Source organism: Halovenus halobia (genome assembly GCF_051414135.1).
GTDB classification, from domain to species: domain Archaea; phylum Halobacteriota; class Halobacteria; order Halobacteriales; family Haloarculaceae; genus Halovenus; species Halovenus halobia.
This window is the reverse complement of sequence record NZ_JBLKOA010000001.1, coordinates 381,276-405,643: the sequence shown is the minus strand read 5'-3', so window position 1 is coordinate 405,643 and position 24,368 is coordinate 381,276. Positions and strand designations below refer to the sequence as shown.

Sequence of the window (24,368 nt, the reverse complement as noted above, 5' to 3'; positions counted from 1 at the left end):
CCGGAGTGTGGAGTGACACAGCTATATGCCGACCTTTCCCAGTGAACTACCCTACCCTACTCACTCGCCGCTGACGCGGCTCGTTCCTTGAGGGTAGGGCTTCCTGCTTCTAGGACGCGCTTTGCAGGAACCGTACTGGTTCCCGTAGGGAGCGCAGTCTCCACAGGCGTTCGAAAATCGCCACGCGATTTTCGCAGCCCATCAGAATCGCTCTGCGATTCTGAGGACGTTGATTCGGAGTGACCCACTCCTACTTCTTCAAGACCGCGAGAAAGAATGTTCCACGCCGTCGCAAAATCGCGAAGCGATTTTGCTGCCCGTCAGACGTAGTCTGACGACCGCGTTCGCGTCCCTATCCGCCTCGAAACCACAGGCAGGACAGGAGTGTTCACGAACCCACAGCGGCTTGTCCGTCTTGACGCCACAGGACGCGCACTCCTTCGTCGTTCCTGCTGGTTCGACGGCGACGAAGTGCGTTCCCTCACGTTCGCACTTGTATTCGAGCATCCGGAGGAACGTCCCCCACGCCGCGCCTGCTCGATTCCGTGAGGTGCCCGGTAGTTCGACCAAACCTTTCGCGTCCAAGTCCTCCACGGCTACCAAGTCGTACTCGGTAGCGTAGTAGTTCGACAATTTGTGGAGGAAGTCGCGGCGCTTGTGCTTCAGGTCGGCGTGGCGTTCGGCCACGATTTTCCGCTGTTCTTCCCAATTCGCAGAGCCGTGTTCCTTCCGCGAGAGGTCACGCTGTGCGCGTTCTAACCGCTCTCGCTCGTCGGACAGGTCAGATGATTCGACAGCAGTTCTATCTGTATCGTGGGTGTACTTGAGAATTCCCACGTCGATTCCGACGCACTGCTTGGGATTCGCCGGTTTCCCCGGCGGGTCCTCCGGGGTTTCGACACCGAAGATAGCATACCACTTGCCAGTCGGTTCCTGTTTGACCGTCACAGTCTTGATTTCGGCGTCGTCGGGGAGGTCGCGGTGGAAAGTGAGCGGAATTTCTCCGAGTTTCGAGAGCCACAGTTTTGTCCGACCGCTCGTGTTTTTGAGCTTGAAGCCGTCATCAGAAATCTGTGATTTCTGATTGCCCATCAGACGTAGTCTGATGACCGGATTGACTGTAGGTGAAACTGCGATACTCGCCCGGTGCCTTCCAGGTGAGCGTCCCGACATGGTAGCCGTTCTTCTTGCGACCCCGGAGCGTCGAAAGATTGTCGTACAGTCGTTGGACGACTTTCTGGAGAACCTTCGAGTGAACTTGTTTCAGGTCGTTCCACCACTTCTTGAGGCTCGGCAGGCGTTTCTGTTCGCTGTATGCCGAGGTGTCGTCGGTACGGTTGAGTCGGTGGAGGAAGTGGTTGTAGACCTGTCTACAGGTATCGACAGTCCACGCTAACTGTTCTGCGAGAGCGTCGGACGGCCGGAGACGATACCTGTAGTTGTAGTTCATTTACGAGCGTTCTTCGATGTGTTCGTCAAGTTTCTCTTGGACGAACGAAGACAGACTCAGATGGTTCTCCTGAATCCACTCCTCTTGGTCGTCGCGGATAGAGATGGTCTTACGCGTTGCCATACCAGAAGTTATGCAAAATACGTACTAAATGGTTGCGATTGCGTGGGCCTGTGGGCCGAGCGAAGAACGTGTGTTTGAGAACCGTGCGGGCGTTGCCAGAATCGAAGATTCTGGCTGCCAACCAGAAGCCGCAGGCTTCTGGTGACGGCTGTATCCCCTCCCTACTCACTCCCTTCGGTCGCTCGTTGAGGAAGGGGCCTTAGCGCCTCAATTCAGGTAATTCAGTGAAGTAGCCTCGGCCTCGTACAACAACTCCGTTTTGTATCTTGCACAGTACTTGGGACAACTATCAAAATTGTCGGGATAGCGGCGGTCAATACTCAGAGCCACGTATCGACAGCACACGAGAGAAGACAGAACGTCAGTACGACTCAACAGAAACACCAGGAAACTGCTCGAAATCGTCAGTATTCCGCGTGACGACCGGTGCATTCTCTGCCTTCGCAACGGCTGCGATGAGGAGGTCCCCGGTAAGTGAGTTGTTTTTGTCCCGGTTGATACCATCGTCTCGGCGGAGACCCGCCTCCATCTCGGCAGCGTGAAACGCGTGTTCGCTCTCGAACGGCACGGTGGTTACCCAATCAAACGTAGCGAGAAGTTCCTGCGGGTCAAACGCCTCTTGGAGTTTTCGACCCACGGCAATCTCCTTGATGTTCAGCGTCGTCGTCACAAATTCGTGGCCCTCGTTCGATTCGAGATACGAACCGACAGCGTCGACGCCGCCCCAGTAGTGGATGAGCGCAGTTGTGTCAAGCAGTCTCATCGCGTTCACCGTCCGTAACCGACGATAATTCTTCGAGAGCCTCCTGCTGTCTCGTGGCAGTGCCCTCGCTGGCTCGGTCGCGAGATGTAGCGGCGAACCGTTCGAGTTCTGTGGCGTCCTCCTCTGGGAGCGTCCCGAACCCATCGCGCCAGTCCGCAGTCGACTCCTCGAGCAACCGCTCGACGAGGTCTGTAAAGCTCTCGTCCTCTCGTTTGCGAGCCTTCAGCTTCTCGTAGGCGTCCTCCCGGAGGCCGATTGTCTTCGTCCCCATGTGTTGTGTTTGTGTACACAAGCACAAACCTATTTCGCCGAGGACGGGTCACTCGGCCGGAATCGTCGCCGTCGCCTCGCCGCTCAGCACTTCCTCGCCGTCCTGGTTTGTCACCGACAGTTCCGTCTCGACGGTGGCCCCCTCGCCGTCAACGTCGATATCGACAATCTCAGCCACCGCAGTCACGGTATCCTCGGGCCAGACCTGTGACTCGAAGCGAACGCCGTAGGATTCGATATTTTCGATGCCGAACCAGTCTGTCACCGCCTGCACGGCGAAGCCAGCGGTGAGCATCCCTTGCGCGAAGACGCCGTCGTAGCCAGCCATGTTGGCGAGTCGCTGGTCGTAATGAATCGGATTGAAGTCGCCGCTCGACCCGGCATACTTGACGAAATCTCGTCGTTCGACCTCTTCGATCTGTGGCTCTGGCCCCGTGTCGCCTACGTCGAGGTCTGCGGCCGTTGGGATCTCCTTACTCATCGTCATCACCTGCCTGAATCGCGCCGGCGGTCTCGATCGCCGTCGACCGCGCCGTCAGGACGAGGTCGCCGTCCTCGTCGGTGTACTCGGTTTCCAGCACGGCGAAGGTCATCGTCCCGCCGCGTTTGCCGTCACGTTCGTAAATTTCTGCGAGGGTCGTCTCGCCGGTGAGCACGTCCCCGACGAGAAGTGGTCGTTCGTACTCGTAGGCCTGCTCGCCGTGGATGGTGTACTCCTCCTGGAAGCCGAGGTCGATACCGTACTTTTCGACCGTCCGATACCGGGGAAACATCGAGACGCGCTCGAAGGTCAGCGGCGCGGGAATCGCGTCGAACCCGCGTTCTTCAGCGACCGCCTCGTCCCGGTAGACCGGGTCGTCGTCCTTGACTGAGCGAGCGAACTCCTCGACTTTGCCGGCCTCGATCTCGAAATCCTCGACCGTCACGACCGAGGTGCCGACTAGCTCCTGTAGTTCGTCCATCGACTTGGTTGGCATACCACCACCTGTACGCCCCACCCTGTTTATTCTATTGTTCCGCAAGCGAGATATCTGAGCAATGTAAGCAGCTTCGGACCGATGTTTTAATATTGGTTTCGTGAGAACCCAACAGACGTGACAATAGACAGTATCGACACCGTCACGGTGTTAGGCGCAGGGAGTATGGGACACGGAATCACGGAGGTCGTCGCCCTCGCGGGGTACGACGTAACGATGCGGGACATCGAAGAGGATATCGTTCAGGATGGCTACGACGACATCGAGTGGTCGCTGAACAAACTCAGCGAGAAGAGTCTGATCGACCAGGACCCTGACGACGTTCTCGACCGCGTCTCGACGATGGTCGACCTCGAGTCGGCCGTCGAAGGAGCAGATATGGTCATCGAGGCTGCGCCGGAGCAGATGGACCTCAAGAAGGACATCTTCGGCGACCTCGACGAGATGGCCGACGAGGACGCACTGCTGGCCTCGAACACCTCGTCGCTCTCGATTACAGAAATTGCGTCGGCGACGGACCGACCCGAGAGCGTCGTTGGACTGCACTTCTTCAACCCGCCAGTCCAGATGGACCTCGTGGAAGTGATTTACGGTGCGGAGACCAGCGACGACACCGCCGAGGAAGCCTACGAGTTCATCGAATCAATCGACAAGACGCCAATCTACGTCCGGAAGGACGTGCAAGGCTTCGTCGTCAACACCGTCCTCGGTCCCTTCGGCGGCGAGGCCGCCTGGATGGTCTCCGAGGGTGCGGCGACAATCAAGGAAGCCGACGCGTCGATGGCCCAGCGCGGCTATCCGATGGGGCCGTTCGAGCTCGGTGACATGACCGGCATCGACATCGGCTACCACGTCCGCAAAGAAGCGGGCATGCCGATTCCGCCAATCGTCCAGGAGAAAGTCGACGCCGAGGACCTCGGCCAGAAGACCGGCAAGGGCTACTACGACTACGAGGACGGTGACGGCGCAGAGTACGAGCCAACCGACGCCACCGACGACTTCGACTGGCTACGCATCGAGTCCGTCATCGTCAACCGCGCCGCCGAACTCATCGAGAACGACGTGGCCACGGCTGATGCCATCGATACAGGATTGCGCCTCGGTGCAGGCTTCCCAGAAGGGCCGTGCCGTCGCGCCGACAAGACTGGCCTCGACACCATCGTCGAGAAACTCGAAGAGCTCCACGAAGAGTACGGCGACGACCACGGCGAGGGTCGCTACGAGCCATCGGATTATCTCGTCGACCTCGTCGAGGACGGCCACACCGGACGCGACTCCGGCAAAGGCTTCTTCGAGTACGACTCCGACGACGGCCTCGGTGACTACCACACCATCAACTACGACCTGCACGACGACGGCCTGCTCGAAATCGAACTCGACCGACCAGCCCAGCTCAACTCGCTGTCGCCGGACCTGATGGGCGCAATCGTCGACCTGCTCGATTCCGTCGACGACGAAGAGGTTCGAGCAGTTACCTTCGAGGGCGCTGGCGACCGAGCGTTCTGTGCCGGTGCCGACATCACCGCCTTCAGCAACTCTGACCCCGCAAAAGATTCCGAGCCGACGGAAGTGTTCTCGGCAGTTGCCGAGTACCCACGACCGACGCTGGCGAAAATCGACGGTTACTGCCTCGGCGGTGGCCTCGAACTCGCACTCGCCTGCGACCTCCGGGTCGCAACCGAGTCCTCGAGTTTCGGCTTCCCGGAGATCGACCTCGGTCTGCTGCCGGGCGGCGGTGGCACCCAGCGAACCATCCGCAACCTCTCGGACGCCCGCGCGAAAGAACTCGTCTTCCGCGGCGAGCACATCTCCGCAGACCGCGCACAGAACTGGGGACTCATCAACCGCTCGGCCTCCGGCGAGGAGTACGAAGAAACTGTCGACGAGTTCGTCGACGACCTCGTGACTGGCCCGCCGATTGCGCTGCGCAAGGCCAAACGAGTCATGAACAAGGGAGCAGACGAGAACCTCGACGCTGGCCTCGAAATGGAGAGCCAGGCCTTCGGTCTGCTGCTGACGACCGACGACATGATGGAAGGCGTCGCCGCCTTCTCCGCGGACCGCGACCCCGAGTTCGAGGGCGAGTAAGCACTTCCGACTGTCGCCGATTTTTTGCCTGACGCGGAGCTACGGTCCCTATGATTGAGCGCCACTGGCACGGCTGGACAGCACCCGAAGACGCAGACGCCTACGAGCAACTGCTCCGGGAGGAGGTGTTCGCGGACCTCACCGAGGAAATCGACGGCTACCATGGGGTGCGAGTGCTCCGGCGCGAGGATGGCGACGAAGTGGAGTTCTGCACGATGCTACGCTTCGAGGCTATCGAGGCCGTCGAAGAGTTTGCCGGCCAGCCAGCCGAGCGAGCGCACGTCCCGCCGGCCGCTCAAAAGTTGCTGACGCGGTACGACGACTACGCGACACACTACGAGCTGCGAGTCGACCGCGAGTCCTGACACAATCCCTTTGACCGGCAACCGACTAACAGGACGTGTGAACTCGCGACTGCTCACCGCCGCCGTAGGGCTGGTCGCCAGCCTCGCGCTCACCGCCGCACTGTGGCTGTATTTCGACACGTTCCTGTTTTTCCTGTTTCTCCCGTTTGTGCCGTTTCTGTTCCGGGGAGGGGGCGATGGTGAGCAACCTGAACAGACCGTCCACGAGTGTCCACAGTGTGATTTCGAGACACTGAATGACGAGTATGATTACTGCCCACGCGACGGTCGACGGTTGCAGCAGTCCCGCCAGACCCAGGCACGAGACGACGGCTGGTCGGAGCTATAAGATGACGAACCAGATGACGGCGACGAGAAGGGCCAATACGACGGCGTATATGACGAGGCTGACGACGAACGAGACGATTTTGAACGGGAGCATAATCAGCCGGATTGGGAGCATAAGCAACCACCAGAGCAGACTGAGGGTCTCTTTGATCATGGCTGATAGTTCTCACAGGAACGTATGAAGTTGCTGGCTTGGGACTGACGCACGGTCACCGCCGAAGTCGGACCACGGTCTCTGGGCCGCTTTCGTCGAGTTCGACGAGGTCGTCGTCGGCCAAATCGGTGAGAATACCGCGTAGCCAGTCGCGGCCGTACTGCCCGTCGGGAGCGTAATCGACCCTGATTCGGGGGCCGAGTGTGTCCAGTGCCAGTTCGTCGTGTTCGCCGAGCGTGTTGACAATACGGCCGCGGAACTGGCGGCGACTGCCCTCGAAATCCGGTTGTTCGGGGACATCCGGCGCGGTGAAATCCCCAGAGTGATACGCGTCGCAGTGTTCGCGCCACGGACAGGACTGCGCATCACAGGCTGGTGTCTGCCCGCAGGCAACGCCGCCGAGTTCCATGATGGCGTTGTTCCAGTCCCGCGATTCACCCTCGGGCATCAGTTCGTTTGCTGCTTGCTCGAAGGCTGTGTCGTCGTCTGGGCAGCCAAAAGCCCGATACAGTACCCGTTTGACGTTGGTATCCACGACCGCGTTGCCGTTGTTGAATGCGAAGGAGGCGACGGCGTTGGCGGTGTATGGACCAACGCCCATCAGTTCGGAGAGTTCGTCAGGCGTCTCGGGAAAGGAGCCGTTGTAATCGTCCTCGACTTGCTGGGCGGCCTCGTGGAGATACTTCGCGCGGTTGTTGTAGCCCAGACTGTGGTCGCTCCAGAACGCAACCACAGCAGCGCGGTCAGCCGCCGCAAGGTCGGCAGTTGTCGGCCAGCGGTCAAGGAAGTCGTCCCACGCCTCGACAACTCGCCCGAGTTGGGTCTGCTGGCTCATCACTTCTGAGACCAGAATCTCGTAGGGGTCAGTTGTCTCCCGCCAGGGGAACGACCGGTGGTCCTCGCGATACCACGAAAGCAGTGCGGATTGGACCGCGTCGGTGTCGACTCCCTCAAGGCACTCTGGGGCCGCCTCGCTCATAGATACTCCTTGGGACCGACTGATTTGTGTGTGGTGGTCCTGACCGACCGTCGAGTCCCAGCCGTGAGACGCGGCAATTTCTGTGCGTCTGTGAAGCTAGTTGCAAGCCCAGAAAGTTTGATACCACAACCGAGAGAACAGCGCCGTATGCAGATTGGAATCGTCTCTGATACACACGACAATCAGGACGTCATTGAGTCGGCTGTCGAACTGTTCACTGATGAAGTCGAAGCGGTGGTCCACTGTGGCGACATCGTCGCGCCTTTTTCAGCCGCAAAATTCGACCAGGAGTTCGACTTCTATGCGGTTCGGGGAAACAATGACGGCGAGTGGGCACTCGGTGACGCAGTCCGAGGGTTCGGTGCCTATCTCGGCGAGATGGGCGAACTCTCACTCGGTGGCCAGCGCATTGCTGTCTATCACGGGACCAGCAACCCAATCATCGAGGCACTGGTCGACTCTGGGAGTTACGATTACGTCTTGCACGGCCACACGCACGCTCGGGCCCACGAAGAGCAGGACGGAACTGTCCGAATCAACCCCGGTGGCATCGGCACCGGCACCGAAGAGTCCGAACCACCCGCAGGCGTCGTACTCGATACGGAAACTGACGAGGTGGAGTTTCACGACCTCCGGTAGTTACACTGGGGTTCCGGCGACAGCCTGTTTCCGAACGTACGTATCAACCCGAGAGGGGCCGGCCCGCGAGAGACCTCGCACGGCAACTCCGTTCAAGCAGAGTACTCTGTCTTCGCGGGAATATGTGGCTGGTAACAATACGGATCCGGGACCGATAGGAAACATGTCCAGCACTGGTGCATCAGTCGTGAACGGGTCGGTGACCCACCTTCAGCAGTATCCGTTACAGTCAGGAAATTTCATCAAGTTAGCAATCCTCTTTTTCATCCTCGCTCTCGTCACCGCAGCGGTCGGAGCAAGCGGCGTCGCAGGGGTTAGCATGACCATTGCGAAGTGGTTCGTAATCATCTTTCTAGTGTTGGCAATCCTGTCGTTCGTGCTCTGACGGCGGGCACCGACGGTTCGGTACGAGGACGACTGACCCAGAGGCGTTCGAAGGGGACGTGTTCTCGTCGCTACGTTTCGGCGGTGTCGAGCGAGACGAACGCGTATGCGACTCCGATAGCACCAACGCCGGCCGGGACACCGAGAGCGAATACGAGAAGCGTCTCGCCGACCGAGCCGAACAGTCCCGTCGAGGCAGTCAGCCCCGTGAGCCCGCCGGCCCCGCCGACCAGTACCACGAACAACAGGTAGCCGAAAACAGAGCCAAAAAAGAGTCCCGCCGGCGACGGAACACGGCGATTGGCAACGAGAGCAAGCGTTCCCACAAGTGCGAGCACCGGGCCGACGAGTACGAGCCCGCCCGCGAGCACCGTCGCCATGGGACCAGTAGCGGTGCCGGAGACTCCAAGCGCCCCAACGATGAGCCCGTATAGCAGTCCGGAGACAAGATAGAGCGCCAGAAGCGAGCCGAAGCTGTGGCGGAATCGGTCGGGTCCGAGCGCGAGGAATCCGGCGCCCGACGCGGCCGCCTGCTCGAAGGTGTCCGGCTCCGGTTCGACCTCGAAGCCGTCGATGAAGGCGTCGTCGATAGTTTCTGGGTCGATAACATCGATGCCGTGCTCGGCAAGGAGGTCTTCAGTCCCGTCTTCGAAGCCGCCACGGGTCGTGGCCAGAAGTTGGTCGACATCGTGGTCGGCCGCCGCGTCGACGAGATACTGCACGTGTGTCTGGCCGAACGTCGTCTCCGGGCCGAGTCCGACCATCGCCATCATCCGGTCGTAGTAGGTGTCGCTCTGTCGTGTGCCCGTGACGATGTAGACAGATTCGTTGACCTGTGTCGTCGAGGTGTTCCAACCCTTCGTCTCGAAAAATCGAATGACGCGCTCGAAGTATTCTTCTGAATCCATGCTCCGCAGGCTTGGCTCACCCAACACCGGCCGCTTACATCAACATTATGCCAGCTAGAATGTATAAGCCATCATCACTTCGTCCACGAGTTCGTCCCCAATCGTGTAGTGGTCACGCCGGATTCCCTCAGTTTCCCACCCGTGGTCTTCGAGGAACGACAACGCTTCGTCGTTCGTCATTGGGACGCTGTTGTACACCTTCTGGTAGCCGTTGGCCTCTGCCCAGTCGAGTCCCCGACCGAGCAGTTGGCTGCCAACACCCTGTTGTCTGAAGTCCCCCCGAACCCCGACGGTCAACTGGGCAGTGCTCTGGAGTTTGTCTGACTGGGGCAAGTCGAGATGAATCCAGCCGATGACATCGCCGTCGTGTGCCGCGACGAAAAAGACCCGAGACTCGACAGTATTGTGGCGCTGGACCGTATCTTCGTACAGCAATCGGTCTGCGATACTCTCGGCAACAACGTAGGTATCCTCGGACGTCACATCACGAATCGTATCGACCAGTCCCTCGAAATCCTCCTGTCTGGCCGGACGAATCGTGTAGGTGAGGTCCGCACCGACGTGTTCCTCGACAGACCCCGCGTTGAGGCCGATACGCAGTGTTCCCCCCTCGTCTTCGAGATAGCCTTTCGTGATGAGCCATTCGAGTTCGTCCTCGAACTCCTCGGAAGACAGTCCAACTGCGCTCCGTGTCTGGTGACGCGCCGCAGTCCCGTGGCGCTCGACGTACTGGTATATCTGTTTGCTCGCGTCTGTCCGGAAGGTCGGACGTTCGAGTGGTTTCATACACCCCATTCGTAAGCCGGCCTCTTTGCTATACTGCAAAACATCATATTTATTATACACACTTATGCTCCGTCGAGTGTCGTACAACCCTGTTGCCTGCCCGTAAAATGCACGGGTGACTACACCGACGAGCCAGTGGCTGATAGACACTCAGCGCACGTGTGGAGCCGCAAAAAGTAGGCTCGGCCGCGGGCCGAGCGAGTGAATCGCTTACTCTTCGTCGGTTTCGTCAGAGTCGTCGGCTTCCTCAGCCTCCTCTTGCTCGCTCGCGAGCAGTCCGAACCCGTCGAGATACGCCTCACGCTCGCTGAGGTCGTGTTCGTGGAACTGCTGGTCGTCGACGCTGATCGTCGCAAGACCGAGCCCTTCCGGTGAGAGGGAGTCGTCGTTGACCGACGCCAGCGCCGACAGCGCGAGTTCGACGCCAGTGTCGAGGTCCATTCCCTCTTCGTAGTGCTCTTCGAGGTAATCACGAATGTCGCCACGGTCAGCACCGACCGCGAGCGCCTTCCACTCGTATGGCGTCCCAGATGGGTCAGTCTCGTAGAGTTTGGGTTCGCCGTCGGCGATTCCGGCGATGATCAGGGCCACACCAAATGGGCGGGCACCGCCGACCTGCGTGTACTGCTGGATGTAATCCGTGACTTCCTTGGTCAGTGTCTCGACAGCAATCGGTTCGCCGTAGCGGAGTTCGTTGACCTGCGCGCGTCGGCGTGCGAAGTCAATCAGCTGGCGCGCGTCGGCGACGTGGCCGGCACTTGCAATGCCGATGTGGTCGTCCGCCTTGTGGATTTTCTCGACGCTGTCCCGTTCCATCAGCGGCGAGCGGATGCGTTTGTCCACCGCAAGGACAACGCCGTCCTCAGTTCGAATGCCGATGCTCGCAGTCCCGCGTTTGACCGCTTCGCGGGCATACTCTACCTGATACAGCCGACCGTCTGGGGAGAAGATGGTGATCCCGCGGTCGTACGCTTGTTGTTGGTTTTGTCCCTGCATAGTTACTCACAATCGAGGTTCGTCGCGCCGGTAAACGCCGTTGCAGTTGGGACGTCGATCCGCGACCCGCGAACCACCCCCCGGTCGGCGTCGCCGAACGTGACCTGTCTCTGCTCTGGGTCTTCCCGTCCCCGCCCCATATACTTTTCTTCACAGGCACGAATCGTCCCGCCGACGCCCGTGATTCGCACGCCAACTGGTGTGTCCTCAACGCTGTCGAGACAGGCGATTGCGGCCCGTGCCCGGGACTGCTCACCCCGACGTGTCCGGACCAGTGCCTCGCCGTCACCGCCCTCGTACGAGAACCTGACCACGGACAGGTCCAGCTCGCTACTGCCAGTGTCACCCAGCAGGTTCTGGGCACTGTACCACAACTGGCGCTGGAACTCCTTGCGGTCGAGTTCGGTGTCGGGCCAGCTTTCGATAGCGACGGCGAGATACCGCCAGCGAGGCTGGAGATGTTTTGGGAGATGCTTCATTACTGGTACTCAGGCCTCATCTGTAATCAGCGTGCCGACCCATCGAGTAACGAGACAACCTCGGTGAGTGACGTTGCCTCGTAGGTTGGCTCGGCCTCTACCGGAATAGTGGCATTGTGCTCACGCCGGAGCAGGACTGTGTCCATGCCTGCGGCCTGTCCCGCCCGGATGTCAGTCTCCTTGTCGCCGACAAACAGCGCCGTCTCGACGCCCAATTCGCGAGCCGTGTCGTGCAGAAAGGTCGGTTCTGGTTTCTTGTCGTGGAGACTGTTCGGGTGTGGCTCGCGTGCCCGAATCGTCTCGAACTGCGGTGTCAGGTCGAACCGGTCGCTGAGCGACTCCACGACGCGGTGTTGATTGTTGCTCACCACACCAATCGGGTGTGTAACCGTCGAGAGTGCGTGCACATCCTCGAAAGGCGCTTTTTTACCTTCGGCGCCAGCCCGGTCAAGAACGGTGGCCAGTGCGTCATCGCGGGCTTGCCAGAGCGTCTCCGCCGGAACTCCGGTCCGGTCACTCAGTTGCTCCAGTCGCTCGGGTGTGACGCTGTGAGAGAGTTCAGTGACGACGTCCGCGTCAATGGTCCCATGTTCGGCCACTTGCTCTGCAATCTGCTCACGGAACGCTGGTACTCGCTGGTCATCTGGGAGGACGTTCACAACAACGCCGTCAAAATCGAGCAGCAGTGCGTCGTAACTCATGAGAATGGACCGTCATCAAACTCGTCGTCCGCGGAGTCGTCAACGTCACCGAGGTCGGCGTCATCTGGGGCGTCGTGGTCCTCGAAGGCGTCTGGCGGTCGGCCAGCCTCGTCGACGACGTCGTCGCTGACAATGAGCGGGCAATCAACTCGAAGCGCGAGAGCAATGCCGTCGGAGGGGCGAGCGTCGAAGACGGCCTGTTTGCGCTCACCCCCGCTGTACTGTTCAGTGTCGATTTTCGCGTAGAACGTGCCATCGGCCAGGTCGTCGATTCGGACGCGGTCGATAGCAGCGCCGAATTCCGCGACCATCTCGACGAACAGGTCGTGGGTCAAGGGACGCTCGAACGGTTCGCCGTCAAGCGCCAGCTGCATCGACTGCGCCTGGTCGGCGCTGACGAAGATTGGAATCAACTCCTCGCGCGCGCTGAGGAGAACGACCGGCGCGCCAGGACCTTCGTCGCTCATACCGACGCCCACACCCTCGACTGTGGCCTCGTGTTCCATATCTCGATATACGCGCCGACGCTCAAAAGGTTATGCCAGCAGTTCGTCGACCGCGTTGCGGGCCGCCAATACCGCGTCATCGGCGACCACTTCTGGGTCTTGCTGGCTGTCGTCGGCGTCGAGATAGACGTCGAGTTCGAGTTGGTCGTCCTCGAAACTGACAGTCACGTCAAAGTCACGCACATCCGACCGCGAATAGCGGGCGAAGATTACGTCTTCGGCCGCTTCCGCTGCGGTCTGAACAACTTCTTGGTCGTCCGGGCGCTCCCCCGTCGTCATTTATGCGCCGCCGGCACCGCCCATGGCGCCACCGGGACCGCCGCCGAGCATCTCCTGCAGTTCTTCCTGCAGTTCCTCGAACTGCTCCTGCACGCGGTCTTCTTGCTTGTTGAGAGTGTCGACGCGGACTTCGAGGCTGCTGACCTTCTCTTCGAGGTCCTCTTTTGCCTCGTCGTACTCTGTCTCGACGAGGAGTTCGCCGAGCTGCTGGTACATTTTCGTGTCACCCTCGATTTCGTCGAGTGCGTCGAGTGCTGTCTCGGACTCGCGGAGCTGGTTTTCGGCTTCCTGCTTCTGGGCCGCGACCTCCTGTGCGGTCTCCTGCAGGTCCTGAAGTTCTTCGAGCTTGTCCTGTGCTTCCGGTGGTAGATTTCCTTGCATATCCATCACGTCGTGACCCGGAGTGTTAAACCCACGCTTTCGCGGTCAGTCGGTCTGTGATTCCTCGACACCGCCGGCCGATTCGGCGACGCTGACCAGCGAACACCACGTGTTGATTGCGGCACGCAGTGCACTTGGGTCACGCGCCTGAACGGTGAGTTCGAGTTCAGCACCCTCACAGCTGTGTCGAACCTGACTGCGCTCGTCGTCGATAGCACCGATTTCCGGCCCGATAGCGTCGGTGACCTGTCGCGCCGCTGCCGGAGAGTTGTACGTAAAGGAAAGAACAGCCTCGTGGTTCACGTTACTGGACGGAAACTTCCTTGATGTCCCTGCTGCGTTCTTTGAGCAGGACGCGGTGACCGCAGTAGGGACACCGGACGCCGCCGTACTCATCGAGCGTCACGTCACGCTTGCAGCGGGAACACTTGTAGCTCATTCGTCGTCCTCAGCCAGCGCGGCACGAATCGAGCGTTTGACCGTCTTTCCTGCCGGGGTCTGTGGCTTGTAGGCCCCGCCGGTGAACTTCTCGCCTGTCTCTTTGTTGACCCAGATGCCGGTGCCGACTCGCTTCACGTCGTCGCCGTCGACGGTAGCATTCTCCATCTCTCGTTCGATCTGTGCGACACGCCGTCGGGCAACCCGCCCGTAGCGTGCGCCGAATCGACCGGCACTTCCGGTCCGGTTCTGGTCGTTACTCATAGTAGCACAATCTCCGCCCAGCGAGTACAAAAACCCTGCGAGTTCGGGACGGTGACCATCGAACCCAGCCCACTGGGTGATCGACAGCGCTGGGTGACTCTTTCACAGAGCGTGGACCTGGTATTAATTGGTAGTATTTTTTTGTACTAGCTCGTCAAATCGAGTCTATGGAATTCGACCAGTTTGGCGACGGAGATGACCCGTCGCTTTTGTTCGTGCTCGGCTGGGGGAATCGAACCACACACGAGCCAGTCCGCTGGCTCATCGACAACCTGACCGCCGCTGACTGGCACGTCCACACTGCAACCCTGCCGGTTCACGTCACCAACATTCCCGAGGAGTGGGTGCGCCCAGTCGAGCGCTACGCCGCTGACCTGGACGAGCCTGCGGTGCTTGCACACAGCGCGGGCAGCCTCACGGCTGCTCACGCTGACATCGACGCGAAAACAGTAACCTATCTCAGCCCGTTCTGGGGTGAACCGCCGAGTCGACAGAATCCCGTCGTGGGTCTCATAGCGCAACTTCCGACCAACCGAAAGTTCCTGCCCGGTGGTATCGACGACCCAGATATGCTCGGCGAGTACGCAACGGCCCAGCAGGTTGCCGACGTGCCAGACAACGTTTCGCCAGCACTGCTTGGTACGATGCGAGACGCGCACGCGACACTGCCGCCGGCTCGCCACGACGCTGTCTGTTTCTGCTCGCTCTGTGACAAAATTGTTTCCACGCGAGCAATCGGGCAGCAACTCCCCAGCGAGCGAATCGTGCTCTACGACGGGGGTCACGAGCTGTTCTCCTCGCGTTCGCGCGAGGACCACCTCGAGACGCTGCTTGCTGTTCTCGACGATGGGCCTGACGGCCTGCCAGCGAGATAGAGAGACTACTCTTTGAACTCAGATTCGACCAGCGCCTGATTGATGTCGTCGCGGACGCGTTCACCCATGTTGCGTTCGTCAGCCGTCGTCACCACTCGGTTTTCCTGAACGCTGGAGCCGTCACGAACGAGCAGTCGAACGTTGCCAGTGTTGTCTGCCCGAGTGACCTTCGCCCGGAGGCCGCCGTCGCTGCTGGAGCCGCTGGCGTCGATCGGGCCAGGAATGATCTTCTTCACGTGTGGGTGTTCGGCAACGACCTCCAGCGCTTTCCGTCCCGTCCGGCCGCCGATAAGCGTCGAATGAGTTCCGCCGAGTTTCTCTGCGACTGAGGCTTCGACGACTTCCAGTTCGGCCTCACCCTGTCGTTCGAGCGCGTGTTCGATTGGGTCGTCCGCCTCGATGCGATAAAACGAGTAATGCACCTGTGCCCGGACCGCACGAAGCACCTCGCGGTCGCCCGTAGCGTAGACCTCTTCGGGGCGTTTGCGTCGGATTTCGTCGGCAATCTGCCCAGCAAACGAGCGCAACTCTGAACTCACTTGCTCTTCGTCCGTCTCGGCAGTGGTCGTAACCGTCCGTGCGCTCACAACGTCTCCGTCGTGGACAGCCGTCACCGTCGCACGTTCGCGGTCGAGTTCGAGAACGAGTGTGTCGGCGTTGGCCGTGCGACAGACCAGACAGTAATCGCCGGGCCGGTCAAGTGGACTCGCACACTGCCGACACTCCATACAACAACTAACCCGAGGAGCCGAATAAGCGTCGCGTTTCGACTCACGGCACCCATTGGCGGCCACATGAGAGCGAAATTGTTTTCGTTGCAACCCACACATGGGCAACTAAGAGCGTAGTGATGGAACTGAGCGCATCCGTCCGTCGACAACGGAGCAAATATGTCCGCTAACAAGCTGCTCGTCCCTATCTCAGAGACCGAGACGCTCCGGCAGACAGTCGAGTACGCCGTTTCAGAGGCGTTAGCAGACGGCTCAGGAACTGTCCGGTTCGTGGTCGTCCACGCGCCAGACGTGGCGAGTGGCGACGTGCCGACGACAGAACTCCGTCGAGATACCGAGGCGGCCGATGACCTGCTCAGCCGCGCGGAAATCTGGGCGGAAGAAGACGCGGGCGACGATAGTAACGCGCTGACCATCGAAACGAACCACGTCGGACTGGAGGAGTATCTGTTCAGCCCAGAGGACGTGGCGCGGGCACTGGACAGGGAACTACAGGCTCGAGAGCTCGACACGATCGTCCTCGACCCCGAGTACGACCCTGGTGTCGGGTCGCCGTTGCTCCGGCCGCTGGCAAACGAACTCGACGACCTCGGGATTAGCTACGAGATTGCGTCAGTGACCAGACAGACACGGCGGGGCCCGCTACTGACAGGCAGTTCGCCGCTCCGATTCGGTGCTACCTTCGTTGCCTCGCTGTTTTTCTACATGCTGCTTGCAGCCAACCCGTTCTACTGGTTCGAGTGGGTAACGGGCGTCATGGCGGCAACTATCGTCGCGGTGAGTATGTCTCGACTCACGTTCAGCAGCGACCCCGATAGCTCGACGCTGCTGGTCGTGCTCAGACATTTCGTCTACGTGCCGTACCTGCTCTGGGAAATCATCAAGTCAAACATCATCGTTTCGGCGGTGATTCTTCGTCCGAGTATGCCCATCGACCCACGGCTCACGAAGGTCAGGCCGGCCGTCTGGGGCAGCCTTCCGGTGACAGTGCTCGCAAATAGTATCACCCTCACACCGGGGACACTGACGGTCCGCGTCCGTGGTGACCATCTCTACGTCCACACACTGTTGCCCTCTGTCCGTGAGGACCTGTTCGAGGGCGGACTGGAGCGAGCGGTCAGGTTCGTGTTCTACGGACGCGACGCAATGGCAATCCCGACGCCACAGGAGCGCGGCGACACCGAAAATCTCCAGCCGGAAGCTGAAAACGAGGATGAGAGCGACGAGACGGAGGGGGACCAATGAGCGCCGTCACGCCGTTCATAGAAGACGTGTTTCTCGGCGCAGCAGCGCTGTTTATGGTGCTGGCGATTGCGCTAACGTACCGCGCTATCAAGGGGCCGACGACACAGGACCGAGTGCTGGCGGTCAACGTGCTCGGGACGAACACGGTGGTCGTGCTTGCGCTGCTGGCGGCCGCCCTCGGTGAGACCGCACTGCTCGACATCGCGCTCATCTACGCACTGTTGAACTTCCTGATGGCCATGGCAATCTCGAAGTTCACCGTCGAGCGGGGTGGTGTGCTGTGATCGAAACCGTCAGGACCGGCGGAGCAGTGGGCCTGGTCGCGATAGGGCTGTTTTTTACCCTCATCTCGACGGTCGGCGTGTTGCGGCTTCCAGACATCTACGCACGCTCGCACACGGCCTCACAGGCAGATACGCTCGGTGCTGGCTTCACGCTCGCGGGCGTGGTGCTGGCCCTCGGAGTCAACGCAACGACGATCAAGGCCGTGTTGCTGTTGTTTTTCATCTTCGTGACGAACCCCACCGCGGCCCACGCTGTTGCTCGCGCGGCCCACGAGCAGGGGATCGAACCGTGGACGACAGACGACGACCAGACAGACCGCGACCTGTTCGCCGCCGCTGACCATACCCGGTCCGTCGAGCGAAAGGGCCCGGAGGAACCGACGGCGGCGACAGCCGACGCCGACGAGTCCGCTCCAGACGACCCGGACCCGAGCGAGGGAGGTGAGCCAGCATGATTTCGGCGTTCGGCGCTGTCCTGTTCGTGTTTATCCTCGTGACGGCGCTCGCGGCAGCCGTACTTCGGGACATCCTGGCGGTAATCATCATCTCCGGAGCGTACAGCCTCGGAATGGCGCTGTTCTACGCCTTCTTGCTCGCGCCGGACGTGGCGATGACCGAGGCGGCAATTGGTGCCGGCGTGACGACGTTGCTGTTGTTGTTGACAGTTACCCGTACCGTTCGCCAGGACCACAACCGGGCCATCGAGCGGCCAAACGTCCCGGCACTGCTCGTCTGTACCGGTCTGTTCGCCGTCCTGTTGCTGACGATTACCGAGTTCCCCGTCGTCGGTGACCCAGCCATTGCGTGGGACAATCCCGCAATCACGCAGTATTACATCGACAACGCATACGACGACACCGGCGTCAAAAACGCTGTGACGGCCGTGCTCGCCGGCTACCGTGGGTTCGATACCTTCGGCGAGGCGATGGTCGTCTTCCTGGCCGGCATGGCTGCTCTTTTGGTGCTGAAACGGGAGGTGTTTACCAATGAGTAACGCCGAGGGCGACCGCGACGTGTCCGCCTACGTCGAGAGCCAGATTATCATGACGACCGTCCGACTGGTCGCGCCGTTCTCGCTCACCTACGGTCTCTTTTTGATGTTTCACAGCGCCGACTCCTCGGGCGGTGGCTTCCAGGGTGGCGCTATCGCCGGGGCAACCATCCTGATGATTGCCTTCGCGTTCGGTATCGAGCCGACCCGAGACTGGGTACAAAACCAGACGCTGGTCCTGCTGACCGCCGGCGGGGTCGCGATGTTCGCACTCATCGGCCTGATTCCGATGCTGTACGGCGACGCCTTCCTCGCACATCCGGTGTTCAAGAAGGAACTCGGAATCAAGACCAAGTACGCCCTCGAGGGCGTCGAAATCCTCAGCATTGCACCCATCGTCGCCGGTATCGTCACCGGTCTATTTTTCGCCATCGCCTCGGGATTCACAGCCGAGGACGAAGAGGTGAATACCGATGATTGAGACGTTCGCAAACCGCTATACCTACGTACTCGTGGCGGCGCTTATCGCAATCGGGCTGTACATCCTCATTGCAAGCCCAAATATGGTGAAGAAGGTGATTGGGCTGAGTATCTTCCAGACCGCTATCTTCCTGTTTTTCATAACCGCTGCGTTCGTCGAGGGCGGCTCTTCGCCAGTCATCGACGGCGACGGCCTGTACGCGAGTCCGCTGCCACAGGTCATCGTGCTAACAGCAATCGTCGTTGGCGTTGCCCTCACTGCGGTGGCGCTGTCGCTGATTGTCCGCATTTATTCCGAGTACGGGACACTCGACGAGGAGACACTCCGGGAGGTGCGTGCCGATGAGTGATTACCTGCTCGGACTGGTTATCGTCCTCCCGCTCGTTGGCTCCGGGCTGTCGCTGGGTGCTGGACTCGTCCGCGACCACAGCGGCTGGTGGGTCGCCGCGGTTATCTTGGCCGTCGAGGCTGCGCTGGCCGCCAGACTCGCCTACGCAATTTACGTCGGTGGTGACCGACTCGTTCACATCCTCGGCGGCGAGACGTTCGGGCGCAAGACCATCACCGTCGACGGCGGAACGACCAACTTCACCGTCGGTATCGAACTGGTCGGGGACGCGCTCTCCGGACTCGTCGTTATCCTCATCGCTGCCGTTGCCCTCGGCGTGCTCGTATACTCGCGACACGCCGGTCCTCGCGGGAACGTCTTCTATACCGTCTACCTCATCATGACCGGCGGGCTGATGGGTGTCGCGCTCACCGGCGACCTGTTCAACCTGTTTGTCTTCCTCGAAATCGTCGGGCTGGCGACCTACGCACTGGTCTCGACTGGTCGAGACGTCGAATCTGCCGTCGCGTCGCTGAAGTATCTCGTCGTCGGGACAACCGGCGCGTCAATCTACCTGATCGGTGTCGGCTACGTCTTCCTCGAAACGGGCGCATTGAACATGGTCGACGTGTCGCGGTCGCTCGCGGGCGAAGCGCCGTGGTTCGACGGGGCGCTGTACAGCGAACCACTTGTAGTGGCCGGGTTTGGCTTCATCGCGGTTGGATTGGCGACGAAATCCGCAATTTTCCCGCTACACACCTGGCAACCTGACGCCTACTCCGAGGCACCTGACGCAGTGACTGTCTATATCTCGGCGCTTGCCTCCACCTCGTCGGCCTATGCCTTCGCACGAATCACGTGGATGGTGTTCACGCCCGACTTCTTTGCCGTGAACCGCCGCCTCCTCGAAGCCGTCCTCGTGCTGGCGTGTGTGAGCGTCGTCGTCGGCAGTTCCCTTGCGGCGATGCAACGCCGTGTCAAGCGAGTGTTTGCCTACTCCTCGGTGGCACAGTTCGGGCTGATTTTCGCCGCAATCTGCGTCGCTGTCCACCCGGCCGCTGGCGAGCGGGCAACACAGTTTGCGGTCTACGGTACGGCGGTCCACCTCGTCGGCCACGCGGTCATCAAGAGTGGGCTGTTCGCCGCCGCAGGCTCACTCGCGGCAGGTGAAGGCGCACGGACACTGGAGGAGTACGCCGGTCTCGCGAGTCGTCGACCGTTCGTCGCTGGCTCGATGGCCGTGCTCGGACTCAGCCTCGTCGGCGTCCCGCCGTCGGTTGGGTTCGTCGGCAAGTGGTACATCGGCGTCGGAGCCGTCAACGCACAACTTTGGGCAGTCGTGGCCGTCATCTTCGCCAGTACGGTGCTGTCGCTTCTGTACACGGCACAACTGCTCGAAAAACTGTACTTCAGCTCCGACATCCGGGCTGACGCCGACGCTGAGCTCACATCTGTCGTCGCTGACGGCGGCGAGACGCTTTCGTATGGGATGGCTGGTGTCGGAGTGACGGCTGCGATACTCGCGGTGAGCCTCGGATTCCTCGGGGCAGACCTCGCCGCGCTGCTCGACCCAGTCTGGCAAGCAGTCGCCGAGTCCGCACCAGAGGTGACAGCATGACAGAAGTCGTCGCAGACCCACGACCGCTGCTTGCGGTGTTATCCTCGGCAATTGCGATTGTCTTCATCATCGCCTCGCACAATCGCCCGAACGTCCGGGAGGGCTGGTCGGTGCTGGCGGCGCTGACGAAGTTCGCCATCATAGTCAGTATGCTGCCGGGCGTGCTCGACGGAACGAGATACGAGTGGTCGATGGGACCATTGGTTGGCGGTGGCGGCGGTATCGAGTTTGCACTGCAGGCCGACCCGCTGGGCATGATTTTCGCCACGCTGGCCAGTTTGCTGTGGATTTTCACCGCTTTCTACGCGGCAGGGTACATGCGCGGGCTGGAGGAGCACTCCCAGACGCGATTCTTCGCGGCCTTCGCCGCGAGTCTCTCGGCAGCAGTCGGCGTCGCTTTCGCGAAGAACCTCCTGACAATTTTCGTCTTCTACGAACTGCTGTCGGTGGCGACGTATCCACTGGTTGCCCACAACGAGGACCCCGAGGCCAGGGCCGCTGGCCGGAAGTATCTCGCGTACACCTTCTTCGGCGGGGGTGTGCTCGTGCTCGGCGGGACGGCACTGGTATTCGTCCTCGCCGGAACGACGACGTTCGGAGAAACAGGGCAGGCGCTTGCCAACGCCGACCCCGCGCTGGCCAAGGCTGCGTTCGCCTTGCTGGCAACTGGCTTCGGCGTGAAAGCCGGGCTGATGCCGTTGCACTCCTGGCTACCGGACGCGATGGTTGCGCCAACACCAGTCTCGGGACTACTGCACGCTGTCGCAGTCGTCAAAAGCGGTGTGTTCGGCATTGCGCGCCTCGTTCTGGAGGTGTACGGACCCAACGCGATGAGCCAGTTCGGCCTCGGGTTGCCGCTGGCCGCCGTCGCTGCCTTTACCCTCACGGTGGCGAGTGTCATCGCGCTCAGACAGGACCGACTCAAGCGCAGGCTGGCGTACTCGACGGTGAGCCAGTTGTCCTACATCGTCCTCGGGTTAGCACTCGTGGGGCCGGCCGTCACCAGCGGCGGTGATGGTCTGCGATTCGTTATCTGGGGGGCGCTGTTGCACATCCCCGCACACGCGTTCATGAAGCTCACCCTGTTCTTCTGTGCCGGATTCATCCACGTCGAAACCCACACCGACTACATCAGCGAGATGGACGGTATCGGGAAACGGATGCCGCTGACGATGGCTGCCTTCGCTGTCGCGGCGGCAGGGATGGCCGGAATTCCGCTGGTAGCTGGGTTCGTCAGCAAGTGGTTCCTGCTGCTTGGCTCGGTCCAGGCAGGGCAGTCAATCTTCGCGGTGATACTGCTCATCTCCGGCGTGCTCAACATCGCGTATTTCTGGCCCATCGTCTACGGAGCCTTCTTCGAGTCCCACGACTCCGCGGACGCGAAGCCGTTGATCGGGGGCTCATTTGGCGGACGAGCGAGTGAGGAGGCTGTCGCCACCGACGGCGGAAGTCGTGCTGAAGGCGGCGAGGCTCACGATGACGAGACAGAAGCCCACGACGATGACCACCACGACCATCACGGCGGCCCGGGGCCGGGTGGCTGGGAGCGCGTCGGCTGGACCGGTCAGGAAGGCTCGTGGCTGATGCTCGGGCCAATTCTCGTCATCGCAGCGGGCGCAATTGTCCTTGGAATCGTCCCGTACGAGACAGGCTTCCTCGAACTCATCGAGGTTGTCGCCGAGGAGGTGATGAGCTGATGGTGCTCGATATCGTTCCCCCGGCGGTGTTCGTCCTCGCCGCAGCACTACTGATGGCAGTGATTCCGCAACGTCGAATCGCCCACGGAATTGGCATCCTCGCCACGGGTGGGGTCGCCGCAATTTCGTGGTTCGTCCCCGAGGGCGCGCACGTGGAAGTGCTGCTGTTCGGCGCGTTCGACGCCATCATCTACAACGTCGACCCCTTCTCGCGACTGATGGGGCTGATTTTCGGTATTATTGGCGTCGTTGCCGTGCTCTACTCCTACGCCAGTGACGCCGAGAATATCCAGACCGCGATTGCACTCTCGTACGTCGGAACCAGTATCGGGACAGTGTACGCTGGTGACTGGCTCACACTCGTCTTCTTCTGGGAGTTGATGGCAGTCACCAGCACGCTGCTGGTCTGGCACTACGGCGGCGCGGCAGTCCGGGCTGGCTTCCGGTACGCCGTGTTGCACGGAATCGGTGGGAGCCTCCTGCTCGCCGCCATCGTCTGGCACTACGTCGAAGTTGGCTCTGTGGCGTTCGCCGCGAATCCCGGTATCGTAAGCGGAATCCCGGCCGCACTCGCCGCCGTCGGTATCGGCGTCAACGTTGGCTTTGTCGGACTGCACGCGTGGCTTCCGGACACCTATCCGCGCCCGCATATCGCCGCGAGTGTCTTCCTCTGTGTCTTCACGACGAAGACGGGCGTTTACGGAATGTTCCGCGCCTTCCCTGACGGTCACCTCTGGATTGCGTACATGGGCGGCGCGATGGCCGTCTTCGGTGCCTTCGCCGCGTTGTTGCAGTCAGATATGCGCCGACTGCTCTCCTATCACATCCAGTCACAGGTCGGCTACATGGTCGCGGGTGTCGGACTCGGCGGTGCGGCAATCGGCTACGGTGGCTCGAAGTACTACTACGACGCCCTCGCCACTGCCGGTGCGTTCGGTCACGTCTTCAATCACATTCTCTACAAAGCGCTGTTGTTCATGGCAGTCGGCGTCATCATCTATCGCACCGGCAAGGAGAGCCTCGACGAGGTCGGTGGCCTCGGTCGGAAGATGCCGCTCACGGCGATAACGTTCGCCGTCGCAGCACTGTCGATTGCTGGCTTCCCTGGCTTCAACGGCTTCGTCTCGAAGGGGATGATTATCGGCGCGGCCGACAAGAAGAAGCTAGAAGCGCTGTGGATTCTGTTGCTGATTGGTGGAGTCGGGACCTTCCTTTCGTTCATCAAACTCGGCTACTTCGCCTTCATCGAGGGCGAGTACACCGGCGAGGTGAAAGACGCGAACACAGGACAGAGCGTCGCGATGGTCTCGGTCGCAGGCTTGTGTGTTGCCTTCGGTGTGGCACCGAACCTGCTGGTTACAATTCTCCCGGTGCCCGCAGAAGCCTACGAGTACACCACGTTCACGGTGCCACACGTCGTCGAGGGTGTGGGGCTGGCGCTTGCTGGACTCGTCGGCTTCGCGATATTGCGTGGCCCGCTGCATCACATCGGTCGTGTGCCCGATATCGACGCAGTCTACAACCGCGTGGCCTTCTACGGCGGCCGAGGAGTCATCGTCGGCACCACCGAACTGTTCGCGGCGGTCGACCGCGTTGCAGTGCGGTTCGTCCGCCTCTGTTACTGGGCAGGGTCCAATCCAGTGTCCGTCGTCCTTCGAGTTAGCAGGCAGTTACCGCGCTCGTTACAGCCAGCGTTCGCACGAGAAGACATCTCTGCGGACGGTGGGTCGATTTCGCGGCTGTACATCCGCGCTGGCGTCGGTACGTCAGTACTGATTCTCGTTGCCGTGTTAACACTGGTCTTGCTTGTGGCGCTGTAGGTGCTTCGGAACTGCTTAATCCCGTGATAGAGAAGTAGGGG

General features: G+C 60.7%; 33 protein-coding genes and 2 pseudogenes. 15 read left to right on the top strand and 20 right to left on the bottom strand.

The genetic code is table 11. The annotated features are described in order from the left end of the window. Positions 1-56: 56 nt before the first annotated feature. The 6 genes and pseudogenes from ACMGFM_RS02250 to ACMGFM_RS02225 all read right to left on the bottom strand — a co-directional run bounded on the left by ACMGFM_RS02250 (position 57) and on the right by ACMGFM_RS02225 (position 3,583). Positions 57-1,450, bottom strand: a pseudogene (locus tag ACMGFM_RS02250) (RNA-guided endonuclease InsQ/TnpB family protein). Next, the gene (locus ACMGFM_RS02245) at positions 1,451-1,573 is read right to left on the bottom strand and encodes a hypothetical protein (protein ID WP_006166698.1); all 123 of its coding nucleotides are present in this window, start codon (positions 1,571-1,573) and stop codon (positions 1,451-1,453) included. A gap of 361 nt (positions 1,574-1,934) precedes the next feature. Continuing rightward, positions 1,935-2,336: a type II toxin-antitoxin system VapC family toxin gene (locus tag ACMGFM_RS02240; protein ID WP_436900707.1), complete on the bottom strand. Its 402-nt coding sequence runs from the start codon at positions 2,334-2,336 to the stop codon at positions 1,935-1,937. Beyond that, positions 2,323-2,607, bottom strand: a complete 285-nt coding sequence (locus ACMGFM_RS02235; protein WP_436900706.1) for an antitoxin VapB family protein — start codon at positions 2,605-2,607, stop codon at positions 2,323-2,325. Before ACMGFM_RS02235 ends, ACMGFM_RS02240 begins: the two co-directional genes overlap by 14 nt. A gap of 48 nt (positions 2,608-2,655) precedes the next feature. Next, complete coding sequence (locus tag ACMGFM_RS02230) at positions 2,656-3,087, bottom strand: MaoC family dehydratase (RefSeq protein ID WP_436900705.1); 432 nt, start codon at positions 3,085-3,087, stop codon at positions 2,656-2,658. Continuing rightward, positions 3,080-3,583, bottom strand: a complete 504-nt coding sequence (locus tag ACMGFM_RS02225; RefSeq protein ID WP_436900704.1) for an FAS1-like dehydratase domain-containing protein — start codon at positions 3,581-3,583, stop codon at positions 3,080-3,082. The genes ACMGFM_RS02230 and ACMGFM_RS02225 overlap by 8 nt, the downstream gene beginning before the upstream one ends. 117 nt (positions 3,584-3,700) lie before the next feature. Between ACMGFM_RS02225 and ACMGFM_RS02220 the strand changes: the two genes are divergently transcribed. The 3 genes from ACMGFM_RS02220 to ACMGFM_RS02210 are packed head-to-tail and all read left to right on the top strand — an operon-like array spanning position 3,701 to position 6,364. Next, a complete protein-coding gene (locus tag ACMGFM_RS02220) occupies positions 3,701-5,671 on the top strand; it encodes a 3-hydroxyacyl-CoA dehydrogenase/enoyl-CoA hydratase family protein (protein WP_436900703.1) in 1,971 nt (656 codons plus the stop codon). A 50-nt stretch (positions 5,672-5,721) separates the two neighbouring features. Next, positions 5,722-6,036, top strand: coding sequence for an antibiotic biosynthesis monooxygenase (locus tag ACMGFM_RS02215; protein WP_436900702.1), 315 nt, complete (start codon positions 5,722-5,724; stop codon positions 6,034-6,036). A gap of 37 nt (positions 6,037-6,073) precedes the next feature. After that, positions 6,074-6,364: a hypothetical protein gene (locus ACMGFM_RS02210; protein ID WP_436900701.1), complete on the top strand. Its 291-nt coding sequence runs from the start codon at positions 6,074-6,076 to the stop codon at positions 6,362-6,364. On the opposite strand, the gene ACMGFM_RS02205 is transcribed toward ACMGFM_RS02210, so the two are convergent. Both ACMGFM_RS02205 and ACMGFM_RS02200 read right to left on the bottom strand, forming a co-directional pair. After that, on the bottom strand, positions 6,359-6,517 hold the full coding sequence (locus ACMGFM_RS02205; RefSeq protein WP_436900700.1) for a hypothetical protein: 159 nt from the start codon (positions 6,515-6,517) through the stop codon (positions 6,359-6,361). The two genes, ACMGFM_RS02210 and ACMGFM_RS02205, sit on opposite strands and share 6 nt — an antisense overlap. Positions 6,518-6,572: 55 nt before the next feature. Next, positions 6,573-7,496 carry an HhH-GPD family protein gene (locus ACMGFM_RS02200; protein ID WP_436900698.1) on the bottom strand — a complete coding sequence of 308 codons (924 nt, stop codon included), beginning with the start codon at positions 7,494-7,496 and terminating at the stop codon, positions 6,573-6,575. Positions 7,497-7,643: 147 nt separating this feature from the next. Between ACMGFM_RS02200 and ACMGFM_RS02195 the strand changes: the two genes are divergently transcribed. Continuing rightward, positions 7,644-8,135: a metallophosphoesterase gene (locus tag ACMGFM_RS02195; RefSeq protein ID WP_436900697.1), complete on the top strand. Its 492-nt coding sequence runs from the start codon at positions 7,644-7,646 to the stop codon at positions 8,133-8,135. Positions 8,136-8,298: 163 nt separating this feature from the next. Next, entirely contained in the window at positions 8,299-8,520 is a 222-nt protein-coding gene (locus tag ACMGFM_RS02190; protein ID WP_436900695.1) for a DUF1328 domain-containing protein, read from the top strand. A 70-nt stretch (positions 8,521-8,590) separates the two neighbouring features. Here the strand turns inward: ACMGFM_RS02190 and ACMGFM_RS02185 are convergent, their stop codons facing one another. From ACMGFM_RS02185 to ACMGFM_RS02135, 11 genes are all read right to left on the bottom strand, one after another. Continuing rightward, positions 8,591-9,427: a hypothetical protein gene (locus tag ACMGFM_RS02185; protein ID WP_436900694.1), complete on the bottom strand. Its 837-nt coding sequence runs from the start codon at positions 9,425-9,427 to the stop codon at positions 8,591-8,593. A 54-nt stretch (positions 9,428-9,481) separates the two neighbouring features. Continuing rightward, on the bottom strand, positions 9,482-10,213 hold the full coding sequence (locus tag ACMGFM_RS02180) for a GNAT family N-acetyltransferase (RefSeq protein WP_436900693.1): 732 nt from the start codon (positions 10,211-10,213) through the stop codon (positions 9,482-9,484). Positions 10,214-10,423: 210 nt separating this feature from the next. Next, entirely contained in the window at positions 10,424-11,209 is a 786-nt protein-coding gene (gene psmA / locus ACMGFM_RS02175) for an archaeal proteasome endopeptidase complex subunit alpha (RefSeq protein WP_436900692.1), read from the bottom strand. A 2-nt stretch (positions 11,210-11,211) separates the two neighbouring features. Continuing rightward, a complete protein-coding gene (locus tag ACMGFM_RS02170; RefSeq protein ID WP_436900691.1) occupies positions 11,212-11,688 on the bottom strand; it encodes an Rpp14/Pop5 family protein in 477 nt (158 codons plus the stop codon). Between the two features lie 26 nt (positions 11,689-11,714). Beyond that, entirely contained in the window at positions 11,715-12,389 is a 675-nt protein-coding gene (locus ACMGFM_RS02165) for an HAD family hydrolase (RefSeq protein WP_436900690.1), read from the bottom strand. Next, positions 12,386-12,895 (bottom strand): bifunctional nuclease family protein, encoded by a 510-nt coding sequence (locus ACMGFM_RS02160; protein ID WP_436900689.1) that lies wholly within the window; start codon positions 12,893-12,895, stop codon positions 12,386-12,388. Before ACMGFM_RS02160 ends, ACMGFM_RS02165 begins: the two co-directional genes overlap by 4 nt. 30 nt (positions 12,896-12,925) lie before the next feature. Continuing rightward, entirely contained in the window at positions 12,926-13,174 is a 249-nt protein-coding gene (locus ACMGFM_RS02155) for a DUF3194 domain-containing protein (protein ID WP_436900687.1), read from the bottom strand. Then, positions 13,175-13,555 carry a prefoldin subunit beta gene (locus ACMGFM_RS02150; protein WP_436900686.1) on the bottom strand — a complete coding sequence of 127 codons (381 nt, stop codon included), beginning with the start codon at positions 13,553-13,555 and terminating at the stop codon, positions 13,175-13,177. Between the two features lie 45 nt (positions 13,556-13,600). After that, entirely contained in the window at positions 13,601-13,858 is a 258-nt protein-coding gene (locus ACMGFM_RS02145) for a KEOPS complex subunit Pcc1 (RefSeq protein WP_436900685.1), read from the bottom strand. A 1-nt stretch (position 13,859) separates the two neighbouring features. Continuing rightward, positions 13,860-13,994, bottom strand: a complete 135-nt coding sequence (locus ACMGFM_RS02140) for a DNA-directed RNA polymerase subunit P (RefSeq protein WP_299272477.1) — start codon at positions 13,992-13,994, stop codon at positions 13,860-13,862. Next, positions 13,991-14,257 (bottom strand): 50S ribosomal protein L37ae, encoded by a 267-nt coding sequence (locus tag ACMGFM_RS02135; RefSeq protein ID WP_436900684.1) that lies wholly within the window; start codon positions 14,255-14,257, stop codon positions 13,991-13,993. The genes ACMGFM_RS02140 and ACMGFM_RS02135 overlap by 4 nt, the downstream gene beginning before the upstream one ends. Before the next feature lie 167 nt (positions 14,258-14,424). Here ACMGFM_RS02135 and ACMGFM_RS02130 point away from each other — a divergent pair, with 167 nt between their 5' ends. Then, positions 14,425-15,132, top strand: a complete 708-nt coding sequence (locus ACMGFM_RS02130; protein ID WP_436900683.1) for an alpha/beta fold hydrolase — start codon at positions 14,425-14,427, stop codon at positions 15,130-15,132. A gap of 5 nt (positions 15,133-15,137) precedes the next feature. On the opposite strand, the gene ACMGFM_RS02125 is transcribed toward ACMGFM_RS02130, so the two are convergent. Continuing rightward, complete coding sequence (locus tag ACMGFM_RS02125) at positions 15,138-15,860, bottom strand: DUF2103 domain-containing protein (RefSeq protein ID WP_436900682.1); 723 nt, start codon at positions 15,858-15,860, stop codon at positions 15,138-15,140. Positions 15,861-16,022: 162 nt separating this feature from the next. Here ACMGFM_RS02125 and ACMGFM_RS02120 point away from each other — a divergent pair, with 162 nt between their 5' ends. The 9 genes and pseudogenes from ACMGFM_RS02120 to ACMGFM_RS02080 all read left to right on the top strand — a co-directional run bounded on the left by ACMGFM_RS02120 (position 16,023) and on the right by ACMGFM_RS02080 (position 24,327). Continuing rightward, positions 16,023-17,108 (top strand): monovalent cation/H+ antiporter subunit E, encoded by a 1,086-nt coding sequence (locus tag ACMGFM_RS02120; RefSeq protein WP_436900680.1) that lies wholly within the window; start codon positions 16,023-16,025, stop codon positions 17,106-17,108. Next, positions 17,105-17,392: a cation:proton antiporter gene (locus tag ACMGFM_RS02115; RefSeq protein WP_436900679.1), complete on the top strand. Its 288-nt coding sequence runs from the start codon at positions 17,105-17,107 to the stop codon at positions 17,390-17,392. Before ACMGFM_RS02120 ends, ACMGFM_RS02115 begins: the two co-directional genes overlap by 4 nt. Continuing rightward, positions 17,389-17,703 (top strand): annotated as a pseudogene (gene mnhG / locus ACMGFM_RS02110) (monovalent cation/H(+) antiporter subunit G); the annotation flags it as partial. The gene ACMGFM_RS02115 and the pseudogene mnhG, both read left to right, overlap by 4 nt. Before the next feature lie 143 nt (positions 17,704-17,846). Beyond that, positions 17,847-18,386, top strand: a complete 540-nt coding sequence (locus ACMGFM_RS02105) for a DUF4040 domain-containing protein (protein WP_436901728.1) — start codon at positions 17,847-17,849, stop codon at positions 18,384-18,386. Further along, positions 18,379-18,864 carry an MnhB domain-containing protein gene (locus tag ACMGFM_RS02100; RefSeq protein ID WP_436900678.1) on the top strand — a complete coding sequence of 162 codons (486 nt, stop codon included), beginning with the start codon at positions 18,379-18,381 and terminating at the stop codon, positions 18,862-18,864. Before ACMGFM_RS02105 ends, ACMGFM_RS02100 begins: the two co-directional genes overlap by 8 nt. Next, complete coding sequence (locus ACMGFM_RS02095) at positions 18,857-19,213, top strand: cation:proton antiporter subunit C (protein WP_436900677.1); 357 nt, start codon at positions 18,857-18,859, stop codon at positions 19,211-19,213. The genes ACMGFM_RS02100 and ACMGFM_RS02095 overlap by 8 nt, the downstream gene beginning before the upstream one ends. Continuing rightward, positions 19,206-20,810: a proton-conducting transporter transmembrane domain-containing protein gene (locus tag ACMGFM_RS02090; RefSeq protein WP_436900676.1), complete on the top strand. Its 1,605-nt coding sequence runs from the start codon at positions 19,206-19,208 to the stop codon at positions 20,808-20,810. The genes ACMGFM_RS02095 and ACMGFM_RS02090 overlap by 8 nt, the downstream gene beginning before the upstream one ends. After that, on the top strand, positions 20,807-22,507 hold the full coding sequence (locus ACMGFM_RS02085) for a proton-conducting transporter transmembrane domain-containing protein (protein ID WP_436900675.1): 1,701 nt from the start codon (positions 20,807-20,809) through the stop codon (positions 22,505-22,507). The genes ACMGFM_RS02090 and ACMGFM_RS02085 overlap by 4 nt, the downstream gene beginning before the upstream one ends. Continuing rightward, a complete protein-coding gene (locus tag ACMGFM_RS02080; RefSeq protein ID WP_436900674.1) occupies positions 22,507-24,327 on the top strand; it encodes a Na(+)/H(+) antiporter subunit D in 1,821 nt (606 codons plus the stop codon). Before ACMGFM_RS02085 ends, ACMGFM_RS02080 begins: the two co-directional genes overlap by 1 nt. Positions 24,328-24,368 lie beyond the last annotated feature (41 nt).

Coding starts and splice junctions, on each gene's coding strand:
- ACMGFM_RS02125 (WP_436900682.1), bottom strand. CDS start 15,860: ATGGAGTGTCGGCAGTGTGCGAGTCCACTTGACCGGCCCGGCGATTAC.
- ACMGFM_RS02245 (WP_006166698.1), bottom strand. CDS start 1,573: ATGGCAACGCGTAAGACCATCTCTATCCGCGACGACCAAGAGGAGTGG.
- ACMGFM_RS02155 (WP_436900687.1), bottom strand. CDS start 13,174: ATGACGACGGGGGAGCGCCCGGACGACCAAGAAGTTGTTCAGACCGCA.
- ACMGFM_RS02095 (WP_436900677.1), top strand. CDS start 18,857: ATGATTGAGACGTTCGCAAACCGCTATACCTACGTACTCGTGGCGGCG.
- ACMGFM_RS02240 (WP_436900707.1), bottom strand. CDS start 2,336: ATGAGACTGCTTGACACAACTGCGCTCATCCACTACTGGGGCGGCGTC.
- psmA (WP_436900692.1), bottom strand. CDS start 11,209: ATGCAGGGACAAAACCAACAACAAGCGTACGACCGCGGGATCACCATC.
- ACMGFM_RS02190 (WP_436900695.1), top strand. CDS start 8,299: ATGTCCAGCACTGGTGCATCAGTCGTGAACGGGTCGGTGACCCACCTT.
- ACMGFM_RS02130 (WP_436900683.1), top strand. CDS start 14,425: ATGGAATTCGACCAGTTTGGCGACGGAGATGACCCGTCGCTTTTGTTC.
- ACMGFM_RS02085 (WP_436900675.1), top strand. CDS start 20,807: ATGACAGAAGTCGTCGCAGACCCACGACCGCTGCTTGCGGTGTTATCC.
- ACMGFM_RS02140 (WP_299272477.1), bottom strand. CDS start 13,994: ATGAGCTACAAGTGTTCCCGCTGCAAGCGTGACGTGACGCTCGATGAG.
- ACMGFM_RS02225 (WP_436900704.1), bottom strand. CDS start 3,583: ATGCCAACCAAGTCGATGGACGAACTACAGGAGCTAGTCGGCACCTCG.
- ACMGFM_RS02150 (WP_436900686.1), bottom strand. CDS start 13,555: ATGCAAGGAAATCTACCACCGGAAGCACAGGACAAGCTCGAAGAACTT.
- ACMGFM_RS02080 (WP_436900674.1), top strand. CDS start 22,507: ATGGTGCTCGATATCGTTCCCCCGGCGGTGTTCGTCCTCGCCGCAGCA.
- ACMGFM_RS02170 (WP_436900691.1), bottom strand. CDS start 11,688: ATGAAGCATCTCCCAAAACATCTCCAGCCTCGCTGGCGGTATCTCGCC.
- ACMGFM_RS02120 (WP_436900680.1), top strand. CDS start 16,023: ATGTCCGCTAACAAGCTGCTCGTCCCTATCTCAGAGACCGAGACGCTC.
- ACMGFM_RS02200 (WP_436900698.1), bottom strand. CDS start 7,496: ATGAGCGAGGCGGCCCCAGAGTGCCTTGAGGGAGTCGACACCGACGCG.
- ACMGFM_RS02160 (WP_436900689.1), bottom strand. CDS start 12,895: ATGGAACACGAGGCCACAGTCGAGGGTGTGGGCGTCGGTATGAGCGAC.
- ACMGFM_RS02185 (WP_436900694.1), bottom strand. CDS start 9,427: ATGGATTCAGAAGAATACTTCGAGCGCGTCATTCGATTTTTCGAGACG.
- ACMGFM_RS02215 (WP_436900702.1), top strand. CDS start 5,722: ATGATTGAGCGCCACTGGCACGGCTGGACAGCACCCGAAGACGCAGAC.
- ACMGFM_RS02090 (WP_436900676.1), top strand. CDS start 19,206: ATGAGTGATTACCTGCTCGGACTGGTTATCGTCCTCCCGCTCGTTGGC.
- ACMGFM_RS02230 (WP_436900705.1), bottom strand. CDS start 3,087: ATGAGTAAGGAGATCCCAACGGCCGCAGACCTCGACGTAGGCGACACG.
- ACMGFM_RS02205 (WP_436900700.1), bottom strand. CDS start 6,517: ATGATCAAAGAGACCCTCAGTCTGCTCTGGTGGTTGCTTATGCTCCCA.
- ACMGFM_RS02115 (WP_436900679.1), top strand. CDS start 17,105: ATGAGCGCCGTCACGCCGTTCATAGAAGACGTGTTTCTCGGCGCAGCA.
- ACMGFM_RS02100 (WP_436900678.1), top strand. CDS start 18,379: ATGAGTAACGCCGAGGGCGACCGCGACGTGTCCGCCTACGTCGAGAGC.
- ACMGFM_RS02235 (WP_436900706.1), bottom strand. CDS start 2,607: ATGGGGACGAAGACAATCGGCCTCCGGGAGGACGCCTACGAGAAGCTG.
- ACMGFM_RS02195 (WP_436900697.1), top strand. CDS start 7,644: ATGCAGATTGGAATCGTCTCTGATACACACGACAATCAGGACGTCATT.
- ACMGFM_RS02165 (WP_436900690.1), bottom strand. CDS start 12,389: ATGAGTTACGACGCACTGCTGCTCGATTTTGACGGCGTTGTTGTGAAC.
- ACMGFM_RS02135 (WP_436900684.1), bottom strand. CDS start 14,257: ATGAGTAACGACCAGAACCGGACCGGAAGTGCCGGTCGATTCGGCGCA.
- ACMGFM_RS02180 (WP_436900693.1), bottom strand. CDS start 10,213: ATGAAACCACTCGAACGTCCGACCTTCCGGACAGACGCGAGCAAACAG.